This is a genomic window from Roseovarius nubinhibens ISM, assembly GCF_000152625.1.
Classification (GTDB): Bacteria; Pseudomonadota; Alphaproteobacteria; order Rhodobacterales; family Rhodobacteraceae; genus Roseovarius; species Roseovarius nubinhibens.
In genome coordinates, this window is the sequence record NZ_CH724156.1 from 998,967 (window position 1) to 1,019,832 (window position 20,866).

General features: G+C 65.0%; 23 protein-coding genes. 11 read left to right on the forward strand and 12 right to left on the reverse strand.

The window, feature by feature from the left end; all coding sequences use genetic code 11:
• Positions 1 to 32 precede the first annotated feature (32 nt).
• Genes ISM_RS04860 through ISM_RS04875 form a run of 4 tightly spaced genes read left to right on the forward strand, consistent with a single transcriptional unit; the run spans position 33 to position 2,506 of the window.
• Positions 33 to 224: a DUF6494 family protein gene (locus ISM_RS04860; protein ID WP_009813006.1), complete on the forward strand. Its 192-nt coding sequence runs from the start codon at positions 33 to 35 to the stop codon at positions 222 to 224.
• Positions 190 to 1,308: an Mrp/NBP35 family ATP-binding protein gene (locus ISM_RS04865; RefSeq protein ID WP_050754113.1), complete on the forward strand. Its 1,119-nt coding sequence runs from the start codon at positions 190 to 192 to the stop codon at positions 1,306 to 1,308. Before ISM_RS04860 ends, ISM_RS04865 begins: the two co-directional genes overlap by 35 nt.
• A complete protein-coding gene (locus ISM_RS04870; protein WP_009813008.1) occupies positions 1,305 to 2,030 on the forward strand; it encodes a biotin/lipoate--protein ligase family protein in 726 nt (241 codons plus the stop codon). Before ISM_RS04865 ends, ISM_RS04870 begins: the two co-directional genes overlap by 4 nt.
• Positions 2,027 to 2,506: a DUF6505 family protein gene (locus tag ISM_RS04875; RefSeq protein ID WP_009813009.1), complete on the forward strand. Its 480-nt coding sequence runs from the start codon at positions 2,027 to 2,029 to the stop codon at positions 2,504 to 2,506. The genes ISM_RS04870 and ISM_RS04875 overlap by 4 nt, the downstream gene beginning before the upstream one ends.
• Positions 2,507 to 3,210: 704 nt before the next feature.
• Here the strand turns inward: ISM_RS04875 and ISM_RS04880 are convergent.
• The 3 genes from ISM_RS04880 to ISM_RS04890 are packed head-to-tail and all read right to left on the reverse strand — an operon-like array spanning position 3,211 to position 5,437.
• Positions 3,211 to 4,026: an ABC transporter substrate-binding protein gene (locus tag ISM_RS04880; protein ID WP_009813010.1), complete on the reverse strand. Its 816-nt coding sequence runs from the start codon at positions 4,024 to 4,026 to the stop codon at positions 3,211 to 3,213.
• The gene (locus tag ISM_RS04885) at positions 4,023 to 4,736 is read right to left on the reverse strand and encodes an ATP-binding cassette domain-containing protein (protein ID WP_040617858.1); all 714 of its coding nucleotides are present in this window, start codon (positions 4,734 to 4,736) and stop codon (positions 4,023 to 4,025) included. The genes ISM_RS04880 and ISM_RS04885 overlap by 4 nt, the downstream gene beginning before the upstream one ends.
• The gene (locus ISM_RS04890; protein WP_009813012.1) at positions 4,733 to 5,437 is read right to left on the reverse strand and encodes an ABC transporter permease; all 705 of its coding nucleotides are present in this window, start codon (positions 5,435 to 5,437) and stop codon (positions 4,733 to 4,735) included. The genes ISM_RS04885 and ISM_RS04890 overlap by 4 nt, the downstream gene beginning before the upstream one ends.
• 391 nt (positions 5,438 to 5,828) lie before the next feature.
• On the opposite strand from ISM_RS04890, the gene ISM_RS04895 reads away from it, so the two are divergent.
• Entirely contained in the window at positions 5,829 to 7,502 is a 1,674-nt protein-coding gene (locus ISM_RS04895) for a cytochrome c oxidase subunit I (protein WP_040618329.1), read from the forward strand.
• Between the two features lie 234 nt (positions 7,503 to 7,736).
• Here the strand turns inward: ISM_RS04895 and ISM_RS17915 are convergent, their stop codons facing one another.
• Both ISM_RS17915 and ISM_RS04900 read right to left on the reverse strand, forming a co-directional pair.
• Entirely contained in the window at positions 7,737 to 8,156 is a 420-nt protein-coding gene (locus tag ISM_RS17915) for a type II toxin-antitoxin system PemK/MazF family toxin (RefSeq protein ID WP_083780904.1), read from the reverse strand.
• 306 nt (positions 8,157 to 8,462) lie between these two features.
• Positions 8,463 to 9,308, reverse strand: coding sequence for an urea carboxylase-associated family protein (locus tag ISM_RS04900; RefSeq protein WP_009813014.1), 846 nt, complete (start codon positions 9,306 to 9,308; stop codon positions 8,463 to 8,465).
• 420 nt (positions 9,309 to 9,728) lie between these two features.
• On the opposite strand from ISM_RS04900, the gene ISM_RS04910 reads away from it, so the two are divergent.
• From ISM_RS04910 to ISM_RS04920, 3 genes are all read left to right on the forward strand, one after another.
• On the forward strand, positions 9,729 to 10,187 hold the full coding sequence (locus ISM_RS04910; protein WP_009813016.1) for a thiol-disulfide oxidoreductase DCC family protein: 459 nt from the start codon (positions 9,729 to 9,731) through the stop codon (positions 10,185 to 10,187).
• Positions 10,188 to 10,302: 115 nt separating this feature from the next.
• Entirely contained in the window at positions 10,303 to 11,415 is a 1,113-nt protein-coding gene (locus tag ISM_RS04915) for an alcohol dehydrogenase family protein (RefSeq protein ID WP_009813017.1), read from the forward strand.
• A gap of 68 nt (positions 11,416 to 11,483) precedes the next feature.
• A complete protein-coding gene (locus ISM_RS04920; RefSeq protein WP_009813018.1) occupies positions 11,484 to 12,368 on the forward strand; it encodes a DMT family transporter in 885 nt (294 codons plus the stop codon).
• Between the two features lie 68 nt (positions 12,369 to 12,436).
• Here the strand turns inward: ISM_RS04920 and ISM_RS04925 are convergent, their stop codons facing one another.
• The 7 genes from ISM_RS04925 to ISM_RS04955 form a co-directional block, all read right to left on the reverse strand.
• The gene (locus ISM_RS04925; RefSeq protein ID WP_009813019.1) at positions 12,437 to 13,216 is read right to left on the reverse strand and encodes a succinate dehydrogenase iron-sulfur subunit; all 780 of its coding nucleotides are present in this window, start codon (positions 13,214 to 13,216) and stop codon (positions 12,437 to 12,439) included.
• Positions 13,217 to 13,231: 15 nt separating this feature from the next.
• Positions 13,232 to 13,552: a hypothetical protein gene (locus ISM_RS04930; protein ID WP_009813020.1), complete on the reverse strand. Its 321-nt coding sequence runs from the start codon at positions 13,550 to 13,552 to the stop codon at positions 13,232 to 13,234.
• Entirely contained in the window at positions 13,549 to 13,776 is a 228-nt protein-coding gene (locus tag ISM_RS04935; RefSeq protein ID WP_009813021.1) for a hypothetical protein, read from the reverse strand. Before ISM_RS04935 ends, ISM_RS04930 begins: the two co-directional genes overlap by 4 nt.
• Positions 13,777 to 13,838: 62 nt before the next feature.
• On the reverse strand, positions 13,839 to 15,644 hold the full coding sequence (gene sdhA / locus ISM_RS04940; protein ID WP_009813022.1) for a succinate dehydrogenase flavoprotein subunit: 1,806 nt from the start codon (positions 15,642 to 15,644) through the stop codon (positions 13,839 to 13,841).
• A gap of 17 nt (positions 15,645 to 15,661) precedes the next feature.
• Positions 15,662 to 16,033, reverse strand: coding sequence for a succinate dehydrogenase, hydrophobic membrane anchor protein (sdhD, locus tag ISM_RS04945; RefSeq protein WP_040617859.1), 372 nt, complete (start codon positions 16,031 to 16,033; stop codon positions 15,662 to 15,664).
• Between the two features lie 10 nt (positions 16,034 to 16,043).
• The gene (gene sdhC / locus ISM_RS04950; protein WP_040617860.1) at positions 16,044 to 16,427 is read right to left on the reverse strand and encodes a succinate dehydrogenase, cytochrome b556 subunit; all 384 of its coding nucleotides are present in this window, start codon (positions 16,425 to 16,427) and stop codon (positions 16,044 to 16,046) included.
• 196 nt (positions 16,428 to 16,623) lie between these two features.
• Entirely contained in the window at positions 16,624 to 17,646 is a 1,023-nt protein-coding gene (locus ISM_RS04955; RefSeq protein ID WP_009813025.1) for a LacI family DNA-binding transcriptional regulator, read from the reverse strand.
• Positions 17,647 to 17,814: 168 nt separating this feature from the next.
• Between ISM_RS04955 and hisD the strand changes: the two genes are divergently transcribed.
• Genes hisD through ISM_RS04970 form a run of 3 tightly spaced genes read left to right on the forward strand, consistent with a single transcriptional unit; the run spans position 17,815 to position 20,865 of the window.
• Complete coding sequence (gene hisD / locus ISM_RS04960) at positions 17,815 to 19,122, forward strand: histidinol dehydrogenase (protein WP_009813026.1); 1,308 nt, start codon at positions 17,815 to 17,817, stop codon at positions 19,120 to 19,122.
• The gene (locus tag ISM_RS04965; RefSeq protein WP_040617861.1) at positions 19,115 to 19,888 is read left to right on the forward strand and encodes an SDR family NAD(P)-dependent oxidoreductase; all 774 of its coding nucleotides are present in this window, start codon (positions 19,115 to 19,117) and stop codon (positions 19,886 to 19,888) included. The genes hisD and ISM_RS04965 overlap by 8 nt, the downstream gene beginning before the upstream one ends.
• A complete protein-coding gene (locus tag ISM_RS04970) occupies positions 19,885 to 20,865 on the forward strand; it encodes a zinc-dependent alcohol dehydrogenase (protein ID WP_009813028.1) in 981 nt (326 codons plus the stop codon). The genes ISM_RS04965 and ISM_RS04970 overlap by 4 nt, the downstream gene beginning before the upstream one ends.
• The last annotated feature ends 1 nt before the right edge of the window (position 20,866 follow it).

The window sequence follows — 20,866 nt, forward strand, 5'->3', positions numbered from 1 at the left end:
GCCCCGTCAACTTTGGACAAACGGAGACGACCATGAGCGATGATTTCAACATGTCGATGCGCAAATTCCTCAAACAGGTGGGCGTCACTTCGCAACAGGCCATCGAAGAGGCCATGCGCGGCGCCGACACGGCCGGCAAAAGCTTTGCCGTCAAGGCCACCATCACCATCGAAGAGCTGGACATGACCCATGAGGTCACCGGCACGATCAAAGGGCAGGACTGACCCCGTGACCACCAAGACCGCCGACCGCGAGAGCGTGATTGCCACGCTCAAGACGATCTCCGACCCCATCAGCGGCGATGACATCATGGCCAGCGGCGTCGTCCGCGCCCTCAACATCGAGCCCACCGGCGCGGTGCGCTTCGTGATGGAAATCAACCCGGCCCACGCCAAAGCCTATGAGGCGGTCAAGGCCGCGGCCGAAACCGCGCTCGCCGGTCTCGACGGGGTCGCCTCCGTCTCTATCGTGCTCACCGGCCATAGCGACAAGGCCCCGCCGCCCGATCTCAAACCCTCGCGCGCGGCCCAGCCCTCGGGCCCGCAGAAGATCCCCGGCGTGAACCACATCATCGCCATTGCCTCGGGCAAGGGCGGGGTCGGCAAATCCACCGTCTCGGCCAATCTCGCCTGCGCGCTGGCGCAACAGGGCCGTCGCGTCGGACTGCTCGATGCCGATGTCTACGGGCCGAGCCAGCCGCGCATGCTCGGCGTCTCGGGCCGCCCGGCCAGCCCCGATGGCAAGACCATCCTGCCGATGCGCAACCATGGCGTGACGATGATGTCGATCGGCCTGATGACCAACGAAGATCAGGCGGTGGTCTGGCGCGGCCCGATGCTCATGGGCGCGCTGCAACAGATGATGATGCAGGTGCAATGGGGCGCGCTCGACGTGCTGCTCGTGGACCTGCCGCCCGGCACCGGCGACGTCCAGATGACCCTCGCGCAAAAGGCCCATGTCGACGGCGCGATCATTGTTTCGACACCTCAGGACGTGGCCCTGCTCGACGCCCGCAAAGGCATCGACATGTTCCAGCAACTCAAAGTGCCGATCCTCGGCATGGTCGAGAACATGAGCACCCATATCTGCTCGTCCTGCGGCCATGAAGAACATGTCTTCGGCCATGGCGGGGTCGCTGCGGAGGCCGAAAAACTCGGCGTGCCGCTCCTCGCCGAAGTGCCGCTCGACCTGCAGATCCGCCTCGCCTCCGACGGCGGCGCACCGATCACGGTGAGCCAGCCGGACGGCCCACAGGCCCGCGCCTTCCACGCCATCGCCAGCCATCTGGTAACCGAGGGCGTCGCATGAGCCAGCAGCCCGAGCTCACCCTGCCGCCGCTGATGTGGGGCGAGGCGGTGCCGGGCGATGCCTTTGGCCATGCGGTGCGCCGCGCCGTGCTCGGCTGTGACGCCGGGCTCGTGGCCTATCACCTCGGGGCCGCCAGCATCGAAGCGGCGCTCGTCGTCGCCCCGGAACTGCCGCTCGCCCGCGCCATGACCATGCTGCCGCTCTGCGGCGTCGGGTTTCAGAACGCGCTCGGCGCGCTCGCCCCGCCCGAAGTGGCGGTGCATCTCGAATGGCCCGGCGCGATCCGCGTCAACGGCGCGCGCTGTGGCGGGCTGCGGGCGATGGCGGCCAGCGACGATCCCGAGGCCACGCCCGACTGGTTGGTGATCGGGCTCACCGTGCCGATCCTGCCGCCGAGCGAGGACACCGGCCACGCCCCCGACGACACCGCGCTCCTCTCCGAAGGCTGCGCCGAGGTCGACCCGCCCGCCCTGCTCGAGGCCTGGGCGCGCCACACGCTGAGCTGGCTCACCCGCTGGGAAGAGGACGGCCCCCGCGCGCTCCATGCCGAATGGCGCGGCCTCGCCCATGGCATCGGCGAAGAGATCACCGTGACGGATGCCCAGGGCAAGCCGCAGACCGGCACATTCCTCGGCACGGATGAGGCATTCGGCCTCCTCCTGCGTCAGGGCGAGACGACAAGCCTCATTCCGCTCACCACCCTTCTGGAGACAGCCCCATGAAACTCGCCCGTGCGATCCATTTCGACGAAAGCGACCAGCGCGTCTTCGCCAGCCCCGCCCGCACCGGCGAATGGTGCATTCCCGGCGGGTTCGAATTTTCCAACTGGACCGAGGCCGATCTCACCGGCAAGGCGCGCCAGGCCTTCGCCAATGGCTGGCTCGGTCTCGAAACCGGCGGCCGCGTGACCTTTGTCGCCGTGACCCAGGTCGAACCCGCCGAGGCCGAGGCGCTCACCGATCTGCTGGCCGAACATTTCGTGACCTACTACGGCGCCCCGAATGCCGCCACGGCCCGCCCCGTCGCCGCCGAGGAAATCGCCCAGATGGCCGAGCTCTGCGAAGATCACGAGCCCAACACGCTCTTGACGGTGGCCCGCGAGCTCACCGAGGCCGGCGTCCGCGAAGCCTTTCGCACCATCGCCCCGCAAGAGGCCGGTCTCGACCAATTCGCCATCCACGGATCGCTGGACGAGTGATGGGCAAGATCACACACCCCACTGAACGCTCTTAGGGTCTCACCCGGGGCCCCGCACTCCCCACTGACCACTTTTAGGGCGTCACACGCGAGCTCACACGCGAGCCCACACAGGGCCTCACCTGCGCGCCTTCCGTGACACGCAGCCTTGGCGTGTCGGGCCACTCAATGGCGCGCCAGGAAGGCGTATCGGGATGGCGTGCCGGGACACCCATTTTGACGCGTCGGGATCTGTGCTGGCCCGTCGGAAAATGTGCTGGCGTGCGCGTTAGCGGCCCAGCGCAATCAATTGGCGCAGCCTGATCGGCCCAGCGTGATCAATTGGCACAGCCTGATCGGCCCAGCGTGATCAATTGGCACAGCCTGATGTCGCCGCCGCCGCGCGATCACATCGGTACTGCCTGATCTCGAGAACTGCATGACCCCAGCACTGCATGACCCCAGCGCCACATGACACCTGCTCTACCTGACAGGGGCACTGCATGACATTGGTCCGGCACCACGTCCGAGCAGCACGACACCACGCGCGGCACAAGCCTCCGAGAAACCCTCCAAACACAGCTACATACGATCATCTCCTCCATGGCTCCGCCCTCATGGGACAGTCACATCGTAGAAGAGAGCCTCTAAAAAACCGTGAACAAAAAACCCGCCCTGCCGTCGCAGGGCGGGCATACCGCCTACCATACCTCTTGGGCGCTGGGCTTATTCCGCCGCCTTGGCCATCTGATCGGCGTTGAACACGAACAGCGTCTCGCCCCCGATCGTATAGCTGTCGATCAGCTCTTTCGCCCGGTCCGACACCAGCCAGTCTTCGAGCTGCGCCACCAGATCGCTTTTCACATGCCCATGTTTCTCCGGGTTCACCGGCAGATAGGCATATTGGTTAAAGAGCACCGGATCGCCTTCGAACACGATATCCAGCCCCGCCTTGTTGCCAAAGTTGAGCCAGCTCGCCCGGTCCGACATGATATAGGCGCCCATGCCCGCCGCCGTGTTGAGAGACGCGCCCATGCCGGCGCCGACCTCCTTGTACCACGCCCCCGCGGGGGTGATCCCGGCGGCGGCCCACAGGCTCAGCTCTTTCTTATGCGTGCCGCTGTCGTCGCCCCGGCTCACGAAATCCGCCTCGGCCCCGGCAATCGCGGCCAGCGCGCCCTTGGCATCCTCGGCCTTGCCCGCGCCCGCGGCATCATCCTCGGGGCCGACAAAGATGAAATCATTATACATGATCTCGCGCCGATGGGTGCCATGCCCCGCCGCGAGGAACGCCTCCTCGGCCTTGCGGCTATGGACGAGGATCGCATCCACATCCCCCGCCTCGCCGAGCTTGATCGCCTGCCCCGTGCCCACCACGAGCAGCTGCACATCGATGCCCGTGTCTTCCTTGATCGCGGGCAGCAGAATATCCGACAGCCCGGAATTATGGAACGACGTGGTCACCGCCATTTTCATCTCTTCGGCCTGCGCCGCACCGGTCGCGGCCAGCGCAAATACCGCCGCCATAATCGTCCGTTTCATTCCACGATATCTCCTCTTAAAAAGGCCCGTGCCTGTGGCGTTTCGGGCTGGTTGAAAAACTTGTCTGCCGGGGCGCGCTCATGCACCCGCCCCTTGAGCAGGAACACCACCTCATCGGCGAGCCGCCGCGCCTGCCCCATGTCATGGGTCGACAGGATGAGCCGCGTGCCATTGGCCCGCGCCGCGCCAAGGATCTCTTCGATCTCGCGCATCGCCCGCCCGTCGAGCGCCGCACAGGGCTCGTCGAGAAACACCAGTTCCGGCTCGGCAATCAGCGCCCGCGCAATCGCGAGCTTTTGCCGCTCGCCGCCCGACAGCACCGGCGCCGCCCGGTCGAGCATTTCGCCCAGACCCACCCGTTCACCCCAGACGCGCGCCTGCGCCCGCGCCGCCGCCCGCTTCGTGCCGCGCACGGTGAGCGGATAGGCGATATTGTCGAGAACCGAGCGCCGCATCATCACCGGCTGTTGGAACACAAAGGCCTGCCGCCGACGCGCCTCTTCGGTGCTGCACGCCCAGTCAAGCCGCCCACTGCTGAGCCGCGCCGCCCCGTGCAAGAGCCGCAACAGCGTCGTCTTGCCCGACCCGTTCGGCCCGATCACCACCGTGACGCCCTCCCCGCCAAGGGTGAGATCCACCGGCCCGACGAGCTGATGCCCGGCCCGCCGCGATGTGGCCCCAGCAACCGTGAGAGGGAACAAACCGCTCACCAGCGCCCCTCCCGTTCCGTCCGCCCGACCCAATGGATCGCCAGATTGACCGAGATCGCCAGCGCGATGAGGACAAAACCCAAGGCCAGCGCCAGCGCAAACTCGCCCTTGCCGGTCTCGAGCGCGATCGCCGTGGTCAGCACCCGCGTCGCATGGTCGATATTGCCGCCGACGATCATGATCGCGCCGACCTCGCCGATGGCCCGGCCAAACCCGGCCAGCGCCGCGGTCAACAGCGCCCGCCGCGCATCCCAGAGGAGCGTCGCCACCTTCTGGCGCTGCGTCACATTCATCGAGATGAGCAGATCATGATACTCATGCCACAGATCGCGCAGCGACTGATGCGCGATCGAGGCGATGAGCGGCACGATGATGATGACCTGCGCGATGATCATCGCCCAGGGCGTGAACAACAGGCCCAGCGCCCCAAGCGGCCCGGAGCGGCTGAGAATCACATAGACGATCAGCCCCACCACCACCGGCGGCAGCCCCATCAGCGCGTTGAGCACCGCCACCACCATGCGCCGCGCCCGAAACCGCCGCACCGCGAGCAGCGCCGCCAGGGGCAGCGCGATGACACAGGCAATGAGCAGGGCCGACAAGGTGACCTGCAAGGACCGCAGCGCGATCTCCAAAAGCTCTTTGTCAAATGTCACGACCAGCCAGAAAGCCTGCGCCAGCCCGCTCCACAGATCGACCATCCGCCGACCCCTCCGTCCCATAGTCCGCGGACCCTTACAGGTTGTTTCGCGGGATGCCAGCCCCTTCGCACCCCGTGACAGCCTCCCGGCCATCCTGACCAATCGCACCCCGCGCCGCACCTGCGGACTGGACATTTTGTCCAGACCCGACTCGGATCCGCGCCTGCAAGCCGCCCGCCGCCCCCGATGCGCCACACGCGCCCGAGCCCGACCCGAGCCTAACCCAACCGTGACCCAACCCCTATCCAAGCCCACCTCAGGCGCTAAAAACTTTGATCTGCGGCAATTTCGAACATTGCCCCGCCCCGCCCGGCGTTCTAAAACGGCGCATGATCCCGGGCCCCATGGCATATGCCGTTTTGCGCCCGCACACATGCAGCAGGAGGCGCAAATGGCAGACGCAGCCATTCATGGCCATGACCATCACGATGACCGCGGGTTCTTCACCCGCTGGTTCATGTCCACCAACCACAAGGATATCGGTATCCTTTACCTGATCGTGTCGGCATTCGTCGGCCTGATCTCGGTTATGTTCACCGTTTACATGCGGCTCGAACTCATGGAACCGGGTGTCCAGTACATGTGCCTCGAAGGCGCACGTTTCATCGCCGATGCGGCGGCGGACTGTACCCCCAACGGCCACCTCTGGAACGTCATGATCACCTATCACGGTGTCCTGATGATGTTCTTCGTGGTGATTCCCGCGCTCTTCGGCGGTTTCGGCAACTACTTCATGCCGCTGCAGATCGGCGCGCCGGACATGGCTTTCCCGCGCATGAACAACCTGAGCTTCTGGCTCTATGTCACCGGCACCTCGCTGGGCGTCGCCTCGCTTCTGGCACCGGGCGGCAATGGTCAGCTCGGCTCGGGCGTGGGCTGGGTGCTCTACGCGCCGCTCTCGACCTCCGAGGCCGGCATGTCGATGGATCTCGCGATCTTCGCCGTCCACGTCTCGGGTGCGAGCTCGATTCTCGGCGCGATCAACATGATCACCACCTTCCTGAACATGCGTGCCCCCGGCATGACCCTGTTCAAGGTGCCGCTCTTTGCCTGGTCGATCTTCGTCACCGCATGGCTGATCCTGCTCAGCCTGCCGGTTCTGGCCGGTGCCATCACCATGCTGCTCACCGACCGTAACTTCGGGACGACCTTCTTCGATCCCGCAGGCGGCGGCGACCCGATCCTCTACCAGCATATCCTGTGGTTCTTCGGCCACCCCGAGGTGTATATCATCATCCTTCCGGGCTTTGGCATCATCAGCCACGTGATCGCGACCTTCTCGCGCAAACCGATCTTCGGCTACCTGCCGATGGTCTGGGCGCTGATCGCCATCGGCGGTCTGGGCTTCGTGGTCTGGGCGCACCACATGTACACCGTTGGCATGTCGCTGACCCAGCAGAGCTACTTCATGCTGGCGACCATGGTCATCGCGGTGCCGACAGGGGTCAAGATCTTCTCCTGGATCGCGACCATGTGGGGCGGCTCGATCGAGTTCAAGACGCCGATGCTCTGGGCCTTCGGCTTCCTCTTCCTCTTCACCGTGGGCGGTGTCACCGGCATCGTGCTGAGCCAGGCCGGCGTCGACCGCGCCTATCACGACACCTATTATGTCGTGGCGCACTTCCACTATGTGATGAGCCTTGGCGCCATCTTCGCCATCTTCGCCGGGATCTACTTCTACTTCGGCAAGATGACCGGTCGCCAATATCCCGAATGGGCCGGCAAGCTGCACTTCTGGGTGATGTTCCTCGGGGCCAACCTGACCTTCTTCCCGCAGCACTTCCTCGGCCGTCAGGGCATGCCCCGCCGTTACATCGACTACCCCGAGGCGTTCAGCCTGTGGAACTGGTGGTCGTCGCTCGGCGCGTTCATCTCCTTCGCCAGCTTCGTGTTCTTCTTCGGCGTGGTGATCTACACCCTGCTGCGTGGCGCCCGCGTCACCGAGAACAACTACTGGAACGAATACGCCGACACGCTGGAATGGACCCTGCCCAGCCCGCCCCCCGAACACACGTTCGAAATCCTGCCCAAGCAGGAAGACTGGGACAAGGGCCACGCCCACTAAGGCACGGCACCCTCAAGACACAGAAAAGGCCCCGGATCGCTCCGGGGCCTTTTGCTTTGGCGGTCAGCCTTCAAACCACCTCTTTGACAAAGCAAAGCCCCCCAAGCTGGGCTTGAGGGGCCTCTCAGCACTGGCCTGATGCTTGGTGTCGCGTCGTCGGCCAGTGGCCCTTGGTAGGGTCTTAATGCGGATGCCGAAGCAGCGCCGCCACAATCTAAATATAGGAATGCCTGCCTATTCTGTCAAAGGCGGAAGTCCCAAACTCGCTAACACACAATTGTTGATGTTACGTAAATGCGTACGGGACAGTGTATTAAGCTGGTATTGCCGCGCCCCATTTTGGTCCTTACCCAATCGCAACAAATCCAACCTGTGGAACCCGACCGCACAGATCATATCGCACTTTGCCCATCGGGAAGCGTTCCCCCATCTTCGGGGAAGCTGAAACGGTATCTGAAACTTGTAATGATAGGCCTGTATCTCTTGCGGCTCAGATTTGCTCAAGGGGACGATGGTGCACAGGCCCGGCCTGGCTTGGATGGGTGGAGAGATGACGAGGCATAGGCGTCTTTTGACCATCTCTGGCACCTTAAAGCCCTGATCGAAATTCGCACAAACTATAGTCCCGCGTTTGGGATGATAATTGATGGCCAAAGATCGTCACTCAAAAATCGGTTTGTTTCATCCAAGACGTATCACGGTAAAGCTGTTGCTCGATCTCATTGCAGCCGCCTTACAAGACACCGCGTCAATGCCCTCCTGTCATCATTCTACCGCTTCAGCCTTAAGAAGACGTGAAGGCCATGACTGGGGCGCGACGGCCCTTGTTAGAGGGCACTCATTTCTCTTCTGAGACCGCAAGCGTCTCACCTCAGAGGGCTCAAAACCTCCACTGTCGCTTTACCGCCGTAATACCGACGTCCTGCCGACATGCCATTTTCGGGCAATTAGCGACCCCGCTCAGCCCATCCCGTGGCTGCGATCATAGCCATTGACCGGCGGCGATTGCCACGCCCCGAGGGCCCCTGCCTCCGGCTCGAACACCTCCACCAGAAGCGGATAACAGGCCGCCGTATCGCTCGAATGCTCCGACGAACAATCGCCCCCCGGACAGGCGCTCAGCGCCCCGAGCAGGTCGATTTCCGCAAAGAATTCAAGGTAATCCCCGGGCCGCACCGGGCTCGCCTTCATGAAATACTGCCCCGTGTCCCTTGTGAACCCGGTGCACATGAAAACATTGAGCACATCATGCACCAAAGGCTCCGCCTCTTTGAGGCTCAGCCCCTCCGCCTCCGCCAGCGCCCGGATCAGGTTGGAATGGCAACAATGATGATATTGCGAGCCCTGCAAAAGATTGCCCGTATAGGGATCACACCGCGTCCCGATCACATCATGCACCGACCCGCCAAACCCATCCATCCCGTACCATTCGAGCGTGTCCTCGATGATCGTGGCCATCGGCCGCAGATAGGGAAAGCTCGACCACATCCGCTCGCCCGTGGTCAGGTGGGTGCCGTGCAAAGCTCTTGATTTCCCGGAATAAAACCGTTCGTTCAGGTCATTGGCATTCCACAGGTTGAGATCTCCGACCTGCGGGCCTTCGACGCTCGAAATCCGAAAGAACTGCCCCGCCTTGACGCGAAAGGCACAGGCCTCGCGCGGCGCGGCCAGCGCCTCGTCGACCTTCCGTGCCCCTGCCCGGGCCCCCCGGTAGAGATCGAGCGGCACCGCCGGCAGCGTCTCGTTCGGATAGCAAATCACAGGGGCAATGGCGCGGCGCGCCTCGGCATCCTTGGGGCGGGTCATGGCCTCATCCTTTCTGCGGGGGGTCTTCTCTGGGACAGATCAAAGGCGGATTGCCATCCGATGTAAAGGCCTCCGCCCCGCAATACATACAGCGATAGAGGCTCTCCCCCGGCGCCGCGCCCGCCCCCTGTCGTCGCCACCGGCAAAGCCGCCCGCGCCGCTTGCCAAAGATCAAGAGCAGCACAAACGCCGCCAACAGCCCCGCAATGATCAGCATTCGCACCTCCTGTTCATCTCTTGGCAAGATTTCTCGGCCATCCTGCCCGGGGGTTGGCCTATCACGCCACGCTTTGCGACGGCAGGCCTGCGGGACAAAATCGGCACAAACCGGGGCAGACCAGAGCAAAGCGCGACAAACCAGGGCAAAGCGGGACAATTCGCGCAATTGCGCCGCGCATTACGGATCGCTAGCGTTAGAATATGGAGATCACCCGCCCGCCCTATTCCTACCTCGACGACCCCGAGGTGCCGACATTCGACGCGCTGCGTCATCTGGCGGTGATGGACGCGCAATGCGCACTTTGCGCCCGAGGGGCCCGCTGGATCGCCCGCCACGACCGGCGCGAGGAATTCCGCATCCTGCCCATTCAGACGCCCTTGGGCGCCGCTCTGCTGCGGCATTACGGTATGGACCCGGACGACCCGAACTCGTGGCTCTACCTGACCGAGGGCCGCGCCTATAGCTCGCTCGACGCAACAATCCGCGTGGCCCAGCATTTTGGCGGCCTCTGGCGCGCCCTGTCGGTGCTCCGCCTCCTGCCCCGCCCGGTGCAAGACTGGCTCTATGCCCGCGTCGCCCGCAACCGCTATCGCCTCCTGGGCCGCACCGACATGTGCGCCCTGCCCGATCCCGCCCTGCGCAAACGGCTGATGTCCTAAGCGACGGCCCCAGCGGCACGGCTGACGCAAACCCACGCCCTGCCGCCGCGTCCCCCCTGTTACAGGGGCCGCAACGCGCTAGACTATGGGCATGACTTTTCCGAAAGGTGCCGCCATGTCCAAAGCTCCCAGCCCGACCACCGCCCCCAAGGGCCAGATGATGGCCGTCGTCACCACCGGCAATGGCGGCTATGACAAGCTCGACTACCGCCCCATGCCGATCCCGCAGCCCGGCCCCGGTGAGGTCCTCCTGCAGGTGCTGGCGGCGGGAATGAACAACACCGAAATCAACACCCGCCTTGGCTGGTATTCCTCCTCCGTGACCACCGACACCAGCGGTCAGGCCGACGCCCAAGAGACCCGCGCCGAGGACAAGGACGATGGCGGCTGGAACGGGGCCACCCCCTTCCCGATCATCCAAGGCACCGATTGCTGTGGCCGCGTCGTGGCGCTCGGCCAAGGCGTCGACGCGGCGCTCATGGGCACCCGGGCGCTGGTCCGCGCCTGCATGCGGCCCAATGGCTATGAGGTGATGGACAACATCTGGATGGCCTCCGATTTCGACGGCGCCTTCGCGCAATTCGTCAAGGTCCCGGCCAGCGAGGTCTTTCCCGTCAGCTGCGACTGGTCCGATGCGGAACTGGCCACCATCCCCTGCGCCTATGGCACCGCCGAGAACATGCTGCATCGCGCGGGACTCGGCCCGGACGACACCGTGCTGGTCACCGGTGCCTCGGGCGGCGTCGGCTCGGCCACGGTCCAGCTCGCCCGCCGCCGTGGCGCCCGCGTCATCGCCATCACCAGCCCCTCCAAATCCGATCTGATCCGCGATCTCGGCGCCGATCAGGTCCTCTCACGCGACGCGGATCTGGTGGCGACCCTTGGCGAGATGTCCGTGAGCCTCGTGGTCGACAATGTCGCCGGGCCGGGCTTTCCCACCATGCTCAAACTGCTAAAACGCGGCGGCCGCTATGTCTCGTCCGGCGCGATTGCCGGCCCGATGGTGAGCCTCGACATGCGCGACATGTATCTCAAGGACATCCGCCTCATCGGCACCACCGCCTGGGACGCGCCGGTCTTTGCCAACCTCATCTCCTATATCGAGGCGGGCGAAATCAGACCGCTGCTGGCCAAGACCTTCCCCCTCTCCGAGATCGTCACGGCGCAGAAGGAGTTTCTGCAGAAATCCCATGTCGGCAATTTCGTCCTGATCCCGCCCGCGCCCTAGCCCGCCGAAAGCGACCCCCCTGTCGCAGACAGACGCGCAGGCCCGTCCCCCCCATGGTCGCTTGGGGCATGACCATGATCGCCCCGCCTCTCGGCCCCGCCACCAACCTGCGCCTCATCGACATGCTGATGGGCGTGGCGGTGGCGATGGCCTGGGGGATGGGCTTTGTCTTTGCCAAGGCGGCGATCGGCTACTTCCCCCCGATCCTCCTGATGTCCTTCCGGTTCTTCGTGACCGCCCTGGCGCTGGTGTGGTTCGTGCGCATCCCCCGGGCGCATCTGGGACGGCTGGCGCTCATCGCGCTGATCGCCTCGACGGTGCAATATTCGCTGACCTTCACCGGGCTCAAGGGGCTCGACGCTGGCGCGGCGGCGCTCATCGTACAGCTCGAAGTGCCCTTCCTCGTCCTCATCGGCGCGCTGTTCTTGGGCGAAGCCCCGGGCTGGCGCAAATGGGCAGGCATCGCGCTGGCCTTTGTGGGCGTCTGGCAGATCGCCGGCGCGCCACAGATCGCGGCGGCCTGGATCTCGGTGCTGCTGGTCATCTCAGGCGCCTTTATCTGGGCCGTGGGACAGGCGATGATCCGGCGGCTCGACGGGATCGACGGGCTCACCGTCACCGCCTGGATCGCCGTCATGGCCGCGCCACAGCTCTTGGTCTCCTCGCTCATCTTCGAGACCGGGCAATGGGCGGCGATCACCGGCGCGGGCTGGGTGGTCTGGGTCGCGGTGGCCTATCTCGGGCTGATCATGACGGCGCTCGGTTATGGGCTCTGGTACACGCTGATCCGCCGCAACCCGGTGAGCCAGGTCGCGCCCTTCCTGCTGCTCCTGCCGCTCTCTGCGGTGCTGGGCGGCGTGCTCTTCCTCGGAGAAAGCCTCAGCTCCCAGGTGCTCGTTGGTGGCGCGCTGGTGGTCGGCGGCGTGGGCTTTATCCTCATCGGCCGCGACTGAGCCACAACGCAAAAGGACGGCCCCAAGGCCGCCCTGTCGCAAACTCATCCAGTCCCGGTGAGCCCGGATCAGACCGCCCGTTCCACCATCAGCTTCTTGATATGCGCGATGGCCTTCGCCGGGTTGAGCCCCTTGGGGCAGGTCTTGGTGCAGTTCATGATCGTGTGGCAACGATAGAGCTTGAACGGATCTTCCAGATCGTCGAGCCGCTCGCCCGTCGCCTCGTCACGGCTGTCGATGATCCAGCGATAGGCATGCAAGAGCGCCGCCGGCCCGAGGTATTTGTCGCCATTCCACCAATAGCTCGGGCAGGAGGTCGAGCAGCTGGCGCACATCACGCATTCATAGAGCCCGTCGAGCTTTTCGCGGTCCTCGATCGACTGTTTCCATTCCTTCGCCGGACGGTTCGTCTTGGTCTCGAGCCAGGGCATGATGCTGGCATGCTGGGCGTAGAAATGGGTAAGATCGGGGATGAGGTCCCGGACCACCGGCATATGCGGCAGCGGATAGATCTTCACGTCGCCCTTGATCTCGTCCATGCCATAGATACAGGCCAGCGTGTTGATCCCGTCGATATTCATCGCGCAGGACCCACAGATCCCCTCGCGGCAGGACCGGCGGAAGGTGAGCGTCGGATCGATCTCGTTCTTGATCTTGATCAGCGCGTCGAGAACCATCGGGCCGCATTTGTCCATGTCGAGGAAATAGGTGTCGACACGCGGGTTCTGCCCGTCATCGGGGCTCCAGCGGTAAATCTGGAACTTGCGGATATTGGTCGCACCCTCCGGCTTGGGCCAGGTCTTGCCACGCGTGATGCGGGAGTTTTTGGGTAGGGTGAGTTGAACCATTTCCTAGTCTCCGTCTCAGCCGCCCAGCATCGTGATGCTGTTCTGGGCGATACATTTCACGGCCTCGGGGCGCTGGGCAATGACCAGAACCTCTTCGATCGTGGATTGGGTGATCCCCGCGACGGATGCCGCGGCGAAGTTCAGAATTTCCTTGGCCGAGGCCGCATCGATGATGCAATCGGTGACCGGCGCCGCGTTGACCCCGGGCAGCCGTTCGGACACCACGCGGTTGACCACGGTCTTGGCCCGGTCGCGCGCCAGATTGTCCGCCGCGTCATTGGTCGCCGCACAGCCCGTCAGCGCCAGAGCGCCCGCAAGAATAAGCCCGCGTATCATATGCGTCTCCTCTGCGCCGCGAGACAGGCATTGGCCTTGTCCGCCTGATCCGAGGACACGCCCCGCCCCGGTTGCACCGTGACGATGGCATAGCCCTGATCGTAGAACACTTCGGTGTCGAATTCGCCGTTGATCCCGGCCTTGACGGCGCAGCCCTCCACATGCTCGGTCGGCCCACCCGTCTTGGGCGGCTCGGCCACAGGATACACCTGCGGCCCGCCCATCTGGCACGCGGCCAGAGAGGACAGAACTGGGGCCAAACCCAACAAGGTGAGCGCTGCTCGCATCAGAAGGTCCGCTCTTTCGGGGCGATCTTCTTGAGGCTGATGCCGCCCGATTTCTCGTCGGTCAGCGGGTCTTCGACCACCGGGCGATAGCTCAGCGCAACCTCGGTGTCCTCGACCCGCGCCACCGAATGCACGCGCCAGTTTTCGTCGTCGCGGCTGGTGAAATCCTCATGCGCATGGGCGCCACGGCTTTCCTTGCGGGCCTCGGCCCCGTGGATCGTCGCCAGCGCATTGGGCATCAGGTTGGTCAGCTCAAGCGTCTCCATCAGGTCGCTGTTCCACACCAGCGTGCGGTCGGTGACCTTGAGATCGCCCATCTTGCCCGCGATGGCGGTCATCTTCTCGACCCCCTCGGCCAGCGTTTTCGAGGTCCGGAACACGGCTGCATCTTCCTGCATCGTCTTCTGCATCTCGAGCCGCAGCTCGGCGGTCGGGATCGCCCCATCGGCATGACGCAAGCCGTCGAAACGGGCAAAGGCCTTGTCCACCTGCGCCAGGTTGGTCGCAGGCACGGCCGTGTCGGGATCGACAACCTTGCCCGCCCGGATCGCGGCGGCGCGGCCAAAGACCACGAGATCGATGAGCGAGTTGGACCCGAGACGGTTCGCCCCATGCACGCTTGCACAGCCCGCCTCGCCCACGGCCATCAGCCCCGGCACGATGGCGTTCGGATCGTCCTTGGTCGGGTTCACCACCTCGCCCCAATAGTTGGTCGGAATACCACCCATGTTGTAATGCACGGTCGGCAGCACCGGGATCGGCTCTTTGGTGACATCGACACCGGCAAAGATGCGGGCGCTTTCCGAAATCCCCGGCAGCCGCAGCTGCAGCGCCTCGGGCGGCAGATGGCTCAGGTTGAGATGGATGTGATCGCCATGCTCGCCAACACCACGGCCCTCACGGATTTCCATGGTCATCGAGCGGCTCACATAATCGCGCGGCGCGAGGTCTTTGTACTGGGGCGCATAGCGCTCCATGAACCGTTCGCCTTCGGAGTTGGTGAGATAGCCGCCTTCGCCGCGCGCCCCTTCGGTGATGAGACAGCCCGACCCATAGATGCCGGTCGGGTGGAATTGCACGAATTCCATATCCTGAAGTGGCAGCCCCGCACGGGCCACCATACCGCCACCGTCGCCGGTGCAGGTATGGGCCGAGGTGGCGCTGAAATAGGCCCGGCCATAGCCGCCGGTGGCGAGCACCACCATCTTGGCGTTGAACACATGCATCGTGCCATCGTCGAGCTTCCAGCAGACGACACCGGTGCAGGCGCCATCGTCGGACATGATGAGATCAATGGCGAAATACTCGATATAGAACTCGGCCTTCTGCTTGAGGCTTTGCCCATAGAGCGTGTGCAGGATCGCGTGACCGGTCCGGTCGGCGGCGGCACAGGTGCGCTGCACCGGCGGGCCTTCCCCGAATTCGGTGGTGTGGCCGCCAAAGGGACGCTGATAGATCTTGCCCTCTTCGGTGCGCGAAAACGGCACGCCGTAATGTTCGAGCTCATACACCGCCTTGGGCGCTTCGCGGGCGAGATATTCCATCGCATCCGTATCGCCGAGCCAGTCCGAGCCCTTGACCGTGTCATACATATGCCACTGCCAATTGTCCGGCCCCATGTTGCCAAGGCTCGCGGCAATGCCGCCCTGCGCGGCCACGGTATGCGACCGGGTCGGGAAAACCTTGGTCACACAGGCCGTACGCAGACCTTGTTCCGCCATGCCCAGTGTCGCCCGCAAACCGGCGCCACCGGCCCCGACGACCACGACGTCATACTCATGCGTCTCGTATTCGTAAGCAGCCATTCGTTATGTCTCCGGTCTCAAAGGGCGATTTTGGCGATGGCGAAGAGGCCCGCGGCCATGGCACCATAGCTCAACAGGGTCAGCGCCATGATGCAGATCTTCTGCGCCGTGCCATGCACGTAATCCTCAAGCATGATCTGCGCGCCATCGCGGAAATGCTTGAACCCCACGATGATCGTGAGCGCGGCGACAAGCGCCGGGAAGGGCCGGGCGAAATAGGCGACCACCTCGGCATGCGGCGCGCCGAGCATCGGCCCAAAGGTAAAGATGAACAACGGCACCAGCACGAGAAGCCCCGCGCTCGACAGTTTCATCGCCCAGAAGTGATGCACACCGGACTTGGCAGAGCCAAGGCCGACAGCGCGCTTGCGGTCAGTCAGGTAACGCATGGCTGGCCCCTCAGATGATGATGATGGTGAGAATGGTCAGCACGACCGATCCCGCGATGACCGACCAGCCGAGCATCTCGGCCCGCTCCAGTTCGAGCATCAAGGCATTGTCCCAGATCAGGTGCCGCACGCCCGCCAGCAGGTGATACCACAGCGCCCAGAGCGATCCGACCATGATCAGATCCCCGAGGAAACTGGTGACGATCCCGTCAACGGTGGCGAAATACTCCGGCCCCGTCGCCGCCGCGAGAAACCACCAGACCATGAGCAGCGCCCCCAGCAACAGCGCGTTGCCGGTGATCCGCGTCAGGATCGATGTCATCGAGGTCAGTTGCGGCCGATAGATCGTCAGGTGGGGTGAAAGCGGGCGGTCGCCCCTGTTCACATCTGCCATGATGTCGCGTCCTCCAGGCTTGGTGATGCGAGGCAGGCCTCCTGCGCCGCGTCAGTTGCCCCTTTTTAACGTGGCAGAACGGATTGCACAGGGGAAATAAGCGGATTATGCGGCCAATTGCCGACAAATCCACATCTTGTGATCACACTTTCTTTCTCGTGATCACAAGATGTCATCACAAATGGCGAAATCCGCCTCAGACCACGGGCGGCGGCCCGAGCGAGTCGCGCAGCCGCAGCTCTGTGGCCAGCGGCGCCGGCCGTGGCCGCATGGATTGTTCAACCATTTCAACAAGACAGCGCGCCGCGAGCCGCCCCATCTCCTGATGCGGCACATGCACCGTGGTGAGCGCCGGCGTGACCAGCGTCGCCAGCTCGAGATCGTCAAACCCGGTGATCGAGACATCCTCCGGCACCCGCAGCCCGAGCGCCCGCGCCTGACGGATCGCCCCCGCCGCCAAAACATCATTGCCGCACAGAACCGCCGTCGGCGGCGTCTCGCCCTGCATCAATCGCGCAAGTGCCGCGCCGCCCTCGTCCAGCCCATAGCGCGTCTCGATGACCCGAAGCCCCGTTCCGAGCCCCGCCGCCCCCAGCGCATCGCGCAGCCCCTCAAGCCGCGCCCTTGCCCGGTCATTATGCGCCACCGGCGCGCTGATCATCGCCACCCGCCGATGCCCGAGGCGCAGCACCTCCTCCGCCAGCCCCCGCATCGCCGCGCGATTGTCGAACCCCACCGTCGGCAGCGCCGCCTCCGCCCCATAGGTCCAGGCCACCACCGCCGGCAGGCCGCGCTGCGCCAGAAACGCGGTGAGCGTCTCGGCCCGCTCCAACCCGATGAGCAACAGCCCATCCGCCCCCCGCGCCGCCAGCGCCCGCGCCTGCTCTTCCTCGAGATCGGCCCGATAGGATGAACTCGCCACCAAGAGCTGATAGCCCAGCCGCCGCGCCTCTTCCTGAAACGCCTGCAGACCGCGGGCAAAGATCGCATTGGCCATGGTCGGAATGATCGCGCCGATCGTGTTGGTGCGCCGCGCCACCATCGCCCGCGCCCCGAAATTCGGCAGATAGCCCAGCTCGCGCACCGCCTCCAGCACCCGCACCCGCGTGCGTTCCACCACCTTGTCCGGCGCGTTGAGACAGCGCGACACTGTGGCCGTCGACACCCCGGCCATCCGGGCGACATCTTCGAGCGTGGGGTTGGGCGGGACATCTGTCATGGGCGCACTCTAATCTGTCGCGGCAGCAGACGCCAGATCGGGCCCGCCGCGCATGGCACAAATGTAAGCGCTTGCAATAACGCCATGCAAGCGCTTACATTGCCTCTCAAGAGATTCTCCCGCGGCACCCCGCCCGGCCCCCGAAACCCCTTTGCGACAGGATCCCCCATGGCCCGTGACTATCTGAAAAAAGCTCATCTCACCTCGCGCTCCGATGCCTCGGACGTGCATGACACGGTCCGCAAGATCCTCGCCGACATCGAAGCGGGCGGCGATCAGGCCGCCCTCGACTATGCAGCGAAATTCGACAAATACGACGGCAACGTGATGCTCACCGCCGAGGAAATCGACGCCGCCTGCGCCCTCGTCCCGGAAAAGCTCAAGGCCGACATCCGCTTTGCCCATGACAATGTGAAACGCTTTGCCGAGCAGCAGAAATCGACCGTCGCCAATGTCGAATATGAGATCGTGCCGGGGGTGATTGCCGGGCAAAAGGCGATCCCCGTCGATGCGGCAGGCTGTTACGCGCCGGGCGGGCGCTATTCCCACGTCGCCAGCGCCATCATGACCGTGACCACCGCCAAGGTCGCAGGCTGCAAACATATCACCGCCTGCTCGCCGCCGCGCCCCGGCGTCGGCGTGAACCCGGCCATCGTCTATGCCGCCCATATCTGCGGTGCGGACAAAATCATGGCCATGGGCGGGGTGCAGGCCATCGCCGCGATGACCTTCGGCCTCTTCGGCCTGCCCAAGGCCAATATCCTCGTCGGCCCCGGCAATCAGTTCGTCGCCGAAGCCAAGCGCATCCTCTTTGGCCGCGTCGGCATCGACATGATCGCCGGCCCGACCGACAGTCTCATCCTCGCCGACAAGACCGCCGACCCCCATATCGTCGCCACCGATCTGGTGAGCCAGGCCGAACATGGCTACAACTCGCCGGTCTGGCTGGTCACCGATGACCGCGCCCTGGCCGAGGATGTCATGGCCCGCGTGCCCGCGCTGATCGACGACCTGCCCGAGGTCAACCGCGACAATGCCGCCGCCGCATGGCGCGACTATGCCGAGGTGATCCTCTGCGCCGACCGCGAGGAAATGGCCGCAACCTCCGACGATTACGCCCCCGAACATCTCACGGTGCAGGCCGAGGATCTCGACTGGTGGCTCGACCGGCTGACCTGCTACGGCTCGCTCTTCCTCGGCGAAGAGACCACCGTCTCCTATGGCGACAAGGCCACCGGCACCAACCACGTGCTGCCGACCTCCGGCGCGGCGAGCTATACCGGCGGGCTCTCGGTCCATAAATACATGAAGATCGTAACCTGGCAGCGCGCCACCCGCACGGGCTCCAAACCCATCGCCGAGGCCACCGCCCGCATCTCGCGCCTCGAAGGGATGGAGGGCCACGCCCGCGCCGCCGATGTGCGCCTCGCCAAGTATTTCCCCGACGAAACCTTCGATCTGACCGCCCATGGCTGAGCCGATGCACCCCTCCCAGCTCTTTGATCTCACGGGCCGCATCGCCTGTGTCACCGGGGCCAGCTCTGGCCTCGGCCAACATGCGGCAAGCCTGCTCGCCCGCGCCGGGGCGCGGGTGGTGGGCGTCGCCCGCCGGGCCGAGGCGCTCGGGGCCTGGCGCGACGATCTCGGGCCGGACCGCGCCGCCGCCATCGCCGCCGATCTCTCGGACCACGACGCGCTCGGCGATGTGGCCCGCGCCATCGCCGCACCCTTTGGCGCGCCCGATATCGTGGTTCATGCCGCCGGGCTCAACACCCGCCAGCCCGCCGACGAGGTCACGCAAGAGGGCTGGGATGCGACCCTCGCGATCAACCTCACCGCCCCGTTCTTTCTGAGCCAGGCCCTCGTGCCCGCCATGCGCGACCGGGGCTGGGGCCGCATCGTCAACTTCGCCTCCCTGCAAAGCAGCCGCGCCTTTCCCGGCGGGATCGCCTATGGCACCACCAAGGGCGGCGTGACCCAGCTCACCCGCGCCATGGCCGAGGCCTGGTCGCCGCATGGCATCACCGCCAACGCCATCGGGCCGGGCTTCTTCCCGACCGAGCTCACCCAAGCCGTGTTCAGCGACCCCGACCGCGCCGCCCGCAACGCCGCCCAGACCTGCCTTGGCCGCAACGGCACCTTGGCCGATCTCGACGGGCCGCTGCTCTTTCTCTGCTCCGAGGCCTCGTCCTATGTGACGGGACAGCTATTGATGGTCGACGGGGGGTTCACCGCGAAATGAAGGCTCTCATCTACGACGCCCCCGAACAGCTCGGCTATCGCGACACACGCCCCCCCGCCGCCGAGGGCGAGGACCTGCTCATCCGGATCGAGGCGGTGGGCATCTGCGGCTCGGACATGCACGCCTATCTCGGCCATGACGACCGCCGCCCCGCGCCGCTGATCCTCGGCCATGAGGGCGCCGGCGTGATCGAAGGCGGCCCCCGCGACGGCGAACGGGTGACCATCAACCCGCTGGTCACCTGCGGCACCTGCCCCGCCTGCCTGGCGGGCCGCGAAAACCTCTGCGCCACGCGGCAGATCATCTCGATGCCGCCCCGCGAAGGCGCTTTCGCGCAATATGTCACCATGCCCGCCCGCAATCTCGTCACCGTGCCGGAGGCCACGCCCCTCACCAAGGCGGCGCTGGCCGAACCGCTGGCGGTGAGCTGGCATGGCGTGCGCCTCGGCCTTGCCGCCCTGCCCGACGACATCACGCCCCGGGCGCTGGTCATCGGCGGCGGTGCCATCGGCCTTGCCGCCGTGCTCGCGCTCCGGGCCATGGGCGGCTATGACATCACCCTGGCCGAGCCCCAGCCCGCCCGCCGCGCCTTTCTGCGCGACCGCTGCGCCGTGCATGCCGTGGAAACCCCCGAAGGTCTCTTCGATCTGGTGGTCGATGCGGTAGGCTTCGCCGCCACCCGCGCCCGCGCCAGCGCCCTCACCCGCCCCGGCGGGGTGATCACCCATATCGGCCTCGGCGAGGATGCGGGCGGGCTCGACATCCGCCGCATGACCTTGCAAGAGATCACCTTTATCGGCACTTATACCTATACGGCGCAGGACTTTCGCGATACGGCCCAGGCCATCTTCGACAACCGCCTCGGCCCGCTCGACTGGACAGAGACACGCAACCTGTCCGACGGGGCAGAGGCCTTTGCCGATCTGCGCGCGGGCCGGGTGGCCAGCCCGAAAATCATCCTGCGGCCCTGGGGCTGAT

Excerpts from the sequence above, each read along its gene's own strand:
- ISM_RS04860 (WP_009813006.1), top strand. The coding sequence starts at position 33 with ATGAGCGATGATTTCAACATGTCGATGCGCAAATTCCTCAAACAGGTG.
- ISM_RS04865 (WP_050754113.1), top strand. The coding sequence starts at position 190 with ATGAGGTCACCGGCACGATCAAAGGGCAGGACTGACCCCGTGACCACC.
- ISM_RS04870 (WP_009813008.1), top strand. The coding sequence starts at position 1,305 with ATGAGCCAGCAGCCCGAGCTCACCCTGCCGCCGCTGATGTGGGGCGAG.
- ISM_RS04875 (WP_009813009.1), top strand. The coding sequence starts at position 2,027 with ATGAAACTCGCCCGTGCGATCCATTTCGACGAAAGCGACCAGCGCGTC.
- ISM_RS04880 (WP_009813010.1), bottom strand. The coding sequence starts at position 4,026 with ATGAAACGGACGATTATGGCGGCGGTATTTGCGCTGGCCGCGACCGGT.
- ISM_RS04890 (WP_009813012.1), bottom strand. The coding sequence starts at position 5,437 with ATGGTCGATCTGTGGAGCGGGCTGGCGCAGGCTTTCTGGCTGGTCGTG.
- ISM_RS04895 (WP_040618329.1), top strand. The coding sequence starts at position 5,829 with ATGGCAGACGCAGCCATTCATGGCCATGACCATCACGATGACCGCGGG.
- ISM_RS04900 (WP_009813014.1), bottom strand. The coding sequence starts at position 9,308 with ATGACCCGCCCCAAGGATGCCGAGGCGCGCCGCGCCATTGCCCCTGTG.
- ISM_RS04910 (WP_009813016.1), top strand. The coding sequence starts at position 9,729 with ATGGAGATCACCCGCCCGCCCTATTCCTACCTCGACGACCCCGAGGTG.
- ISM_RS04915 (WP_009813017.1), top strand. The coding sequence starts at position 10,303 with ATGTCCAAAGCTCCCAGCCCGACCACCGCCCCCAAGGGCCAGATGATG.
- ISM_RS04920 (WP_009813018.1), top strand. The coding sequence starts at position 11,484 with ATGACCATGATCGCCCCGCCTCTCGGCCCCGCCACCAACCTGCGCCTC.
- ISM_RS04925 (WP_009813019.1), bottom strand. The coding sequence starts at position 13,216 with ATGGTTCAACTCACCCTACCCAAAAACTCCCGCATCACGCGTGGCAAG.
- ISM_RS04930 (WP_009813020.1), bottom strand. The coding sequence starts at position 13,552 with ATGATACGCGGGCTTATTCTTGCGGGCGCTCTGGCGCTGACGGGCTGT.
- ISM_RS04935 (WP_009813021.1), bottom strand. The coding sequence starts at position 13,776 with ATGGGCGGGCCGCAGGTGTATCCTGTGGCCGAGCCGCCCAAGACGGGT.
- sdhA (WP_009813022.1), bottom strand. The coding sequence starts at position 15,644 with ATGGCTGCTTACGAATACGAGACGCATGAGTATGACGTCGTGGTCGTC.
- sdhD (WP_040617859.1), bottom strand. The coding sequence starts at position 16,033 with ATGCGTTACCTGACTGACCGCAAGCGCGCTGTCGGCCTTGGCTCTGCC.
- sdhC (WP_040617860.1), bottom strand. The coding sequence starts at position 16,427 with ATGGCAGATGTGAACAGGGGCGACCGCCCGCTTTCACCCCACCTGACG.
- ISM_RS04955 (WP_009813025.1), bottom strand. The coding sequence starts at position 17,646 with ATGACAGATGTCCCGCCCAACCCCACGCTCGAAGATGTCGCCCGGATG.
- hisD (WP_009813026.1), top strand. The coding sequence starts at position 17,815 with ATGGCCCGTGACTATCTGAAAAAAGCTCATCTCACCTCGCGCTCCGAT.
- ISM_RS04965 (WP_040617861.1), top strand. The coding sequence starts at position 19,115 with ATGGCTGAGCCGATGCACCCCTCCCAGCTCTTTGATCTCACGGGCCGC.
- ISM_RS04970 (WP_009813028.1), top strand. The coding sequence starts at position 19,885 with ATGAAGGCTCTCATCTACGACGCCCCCGAACAGCTCGGCTATCGCGAC.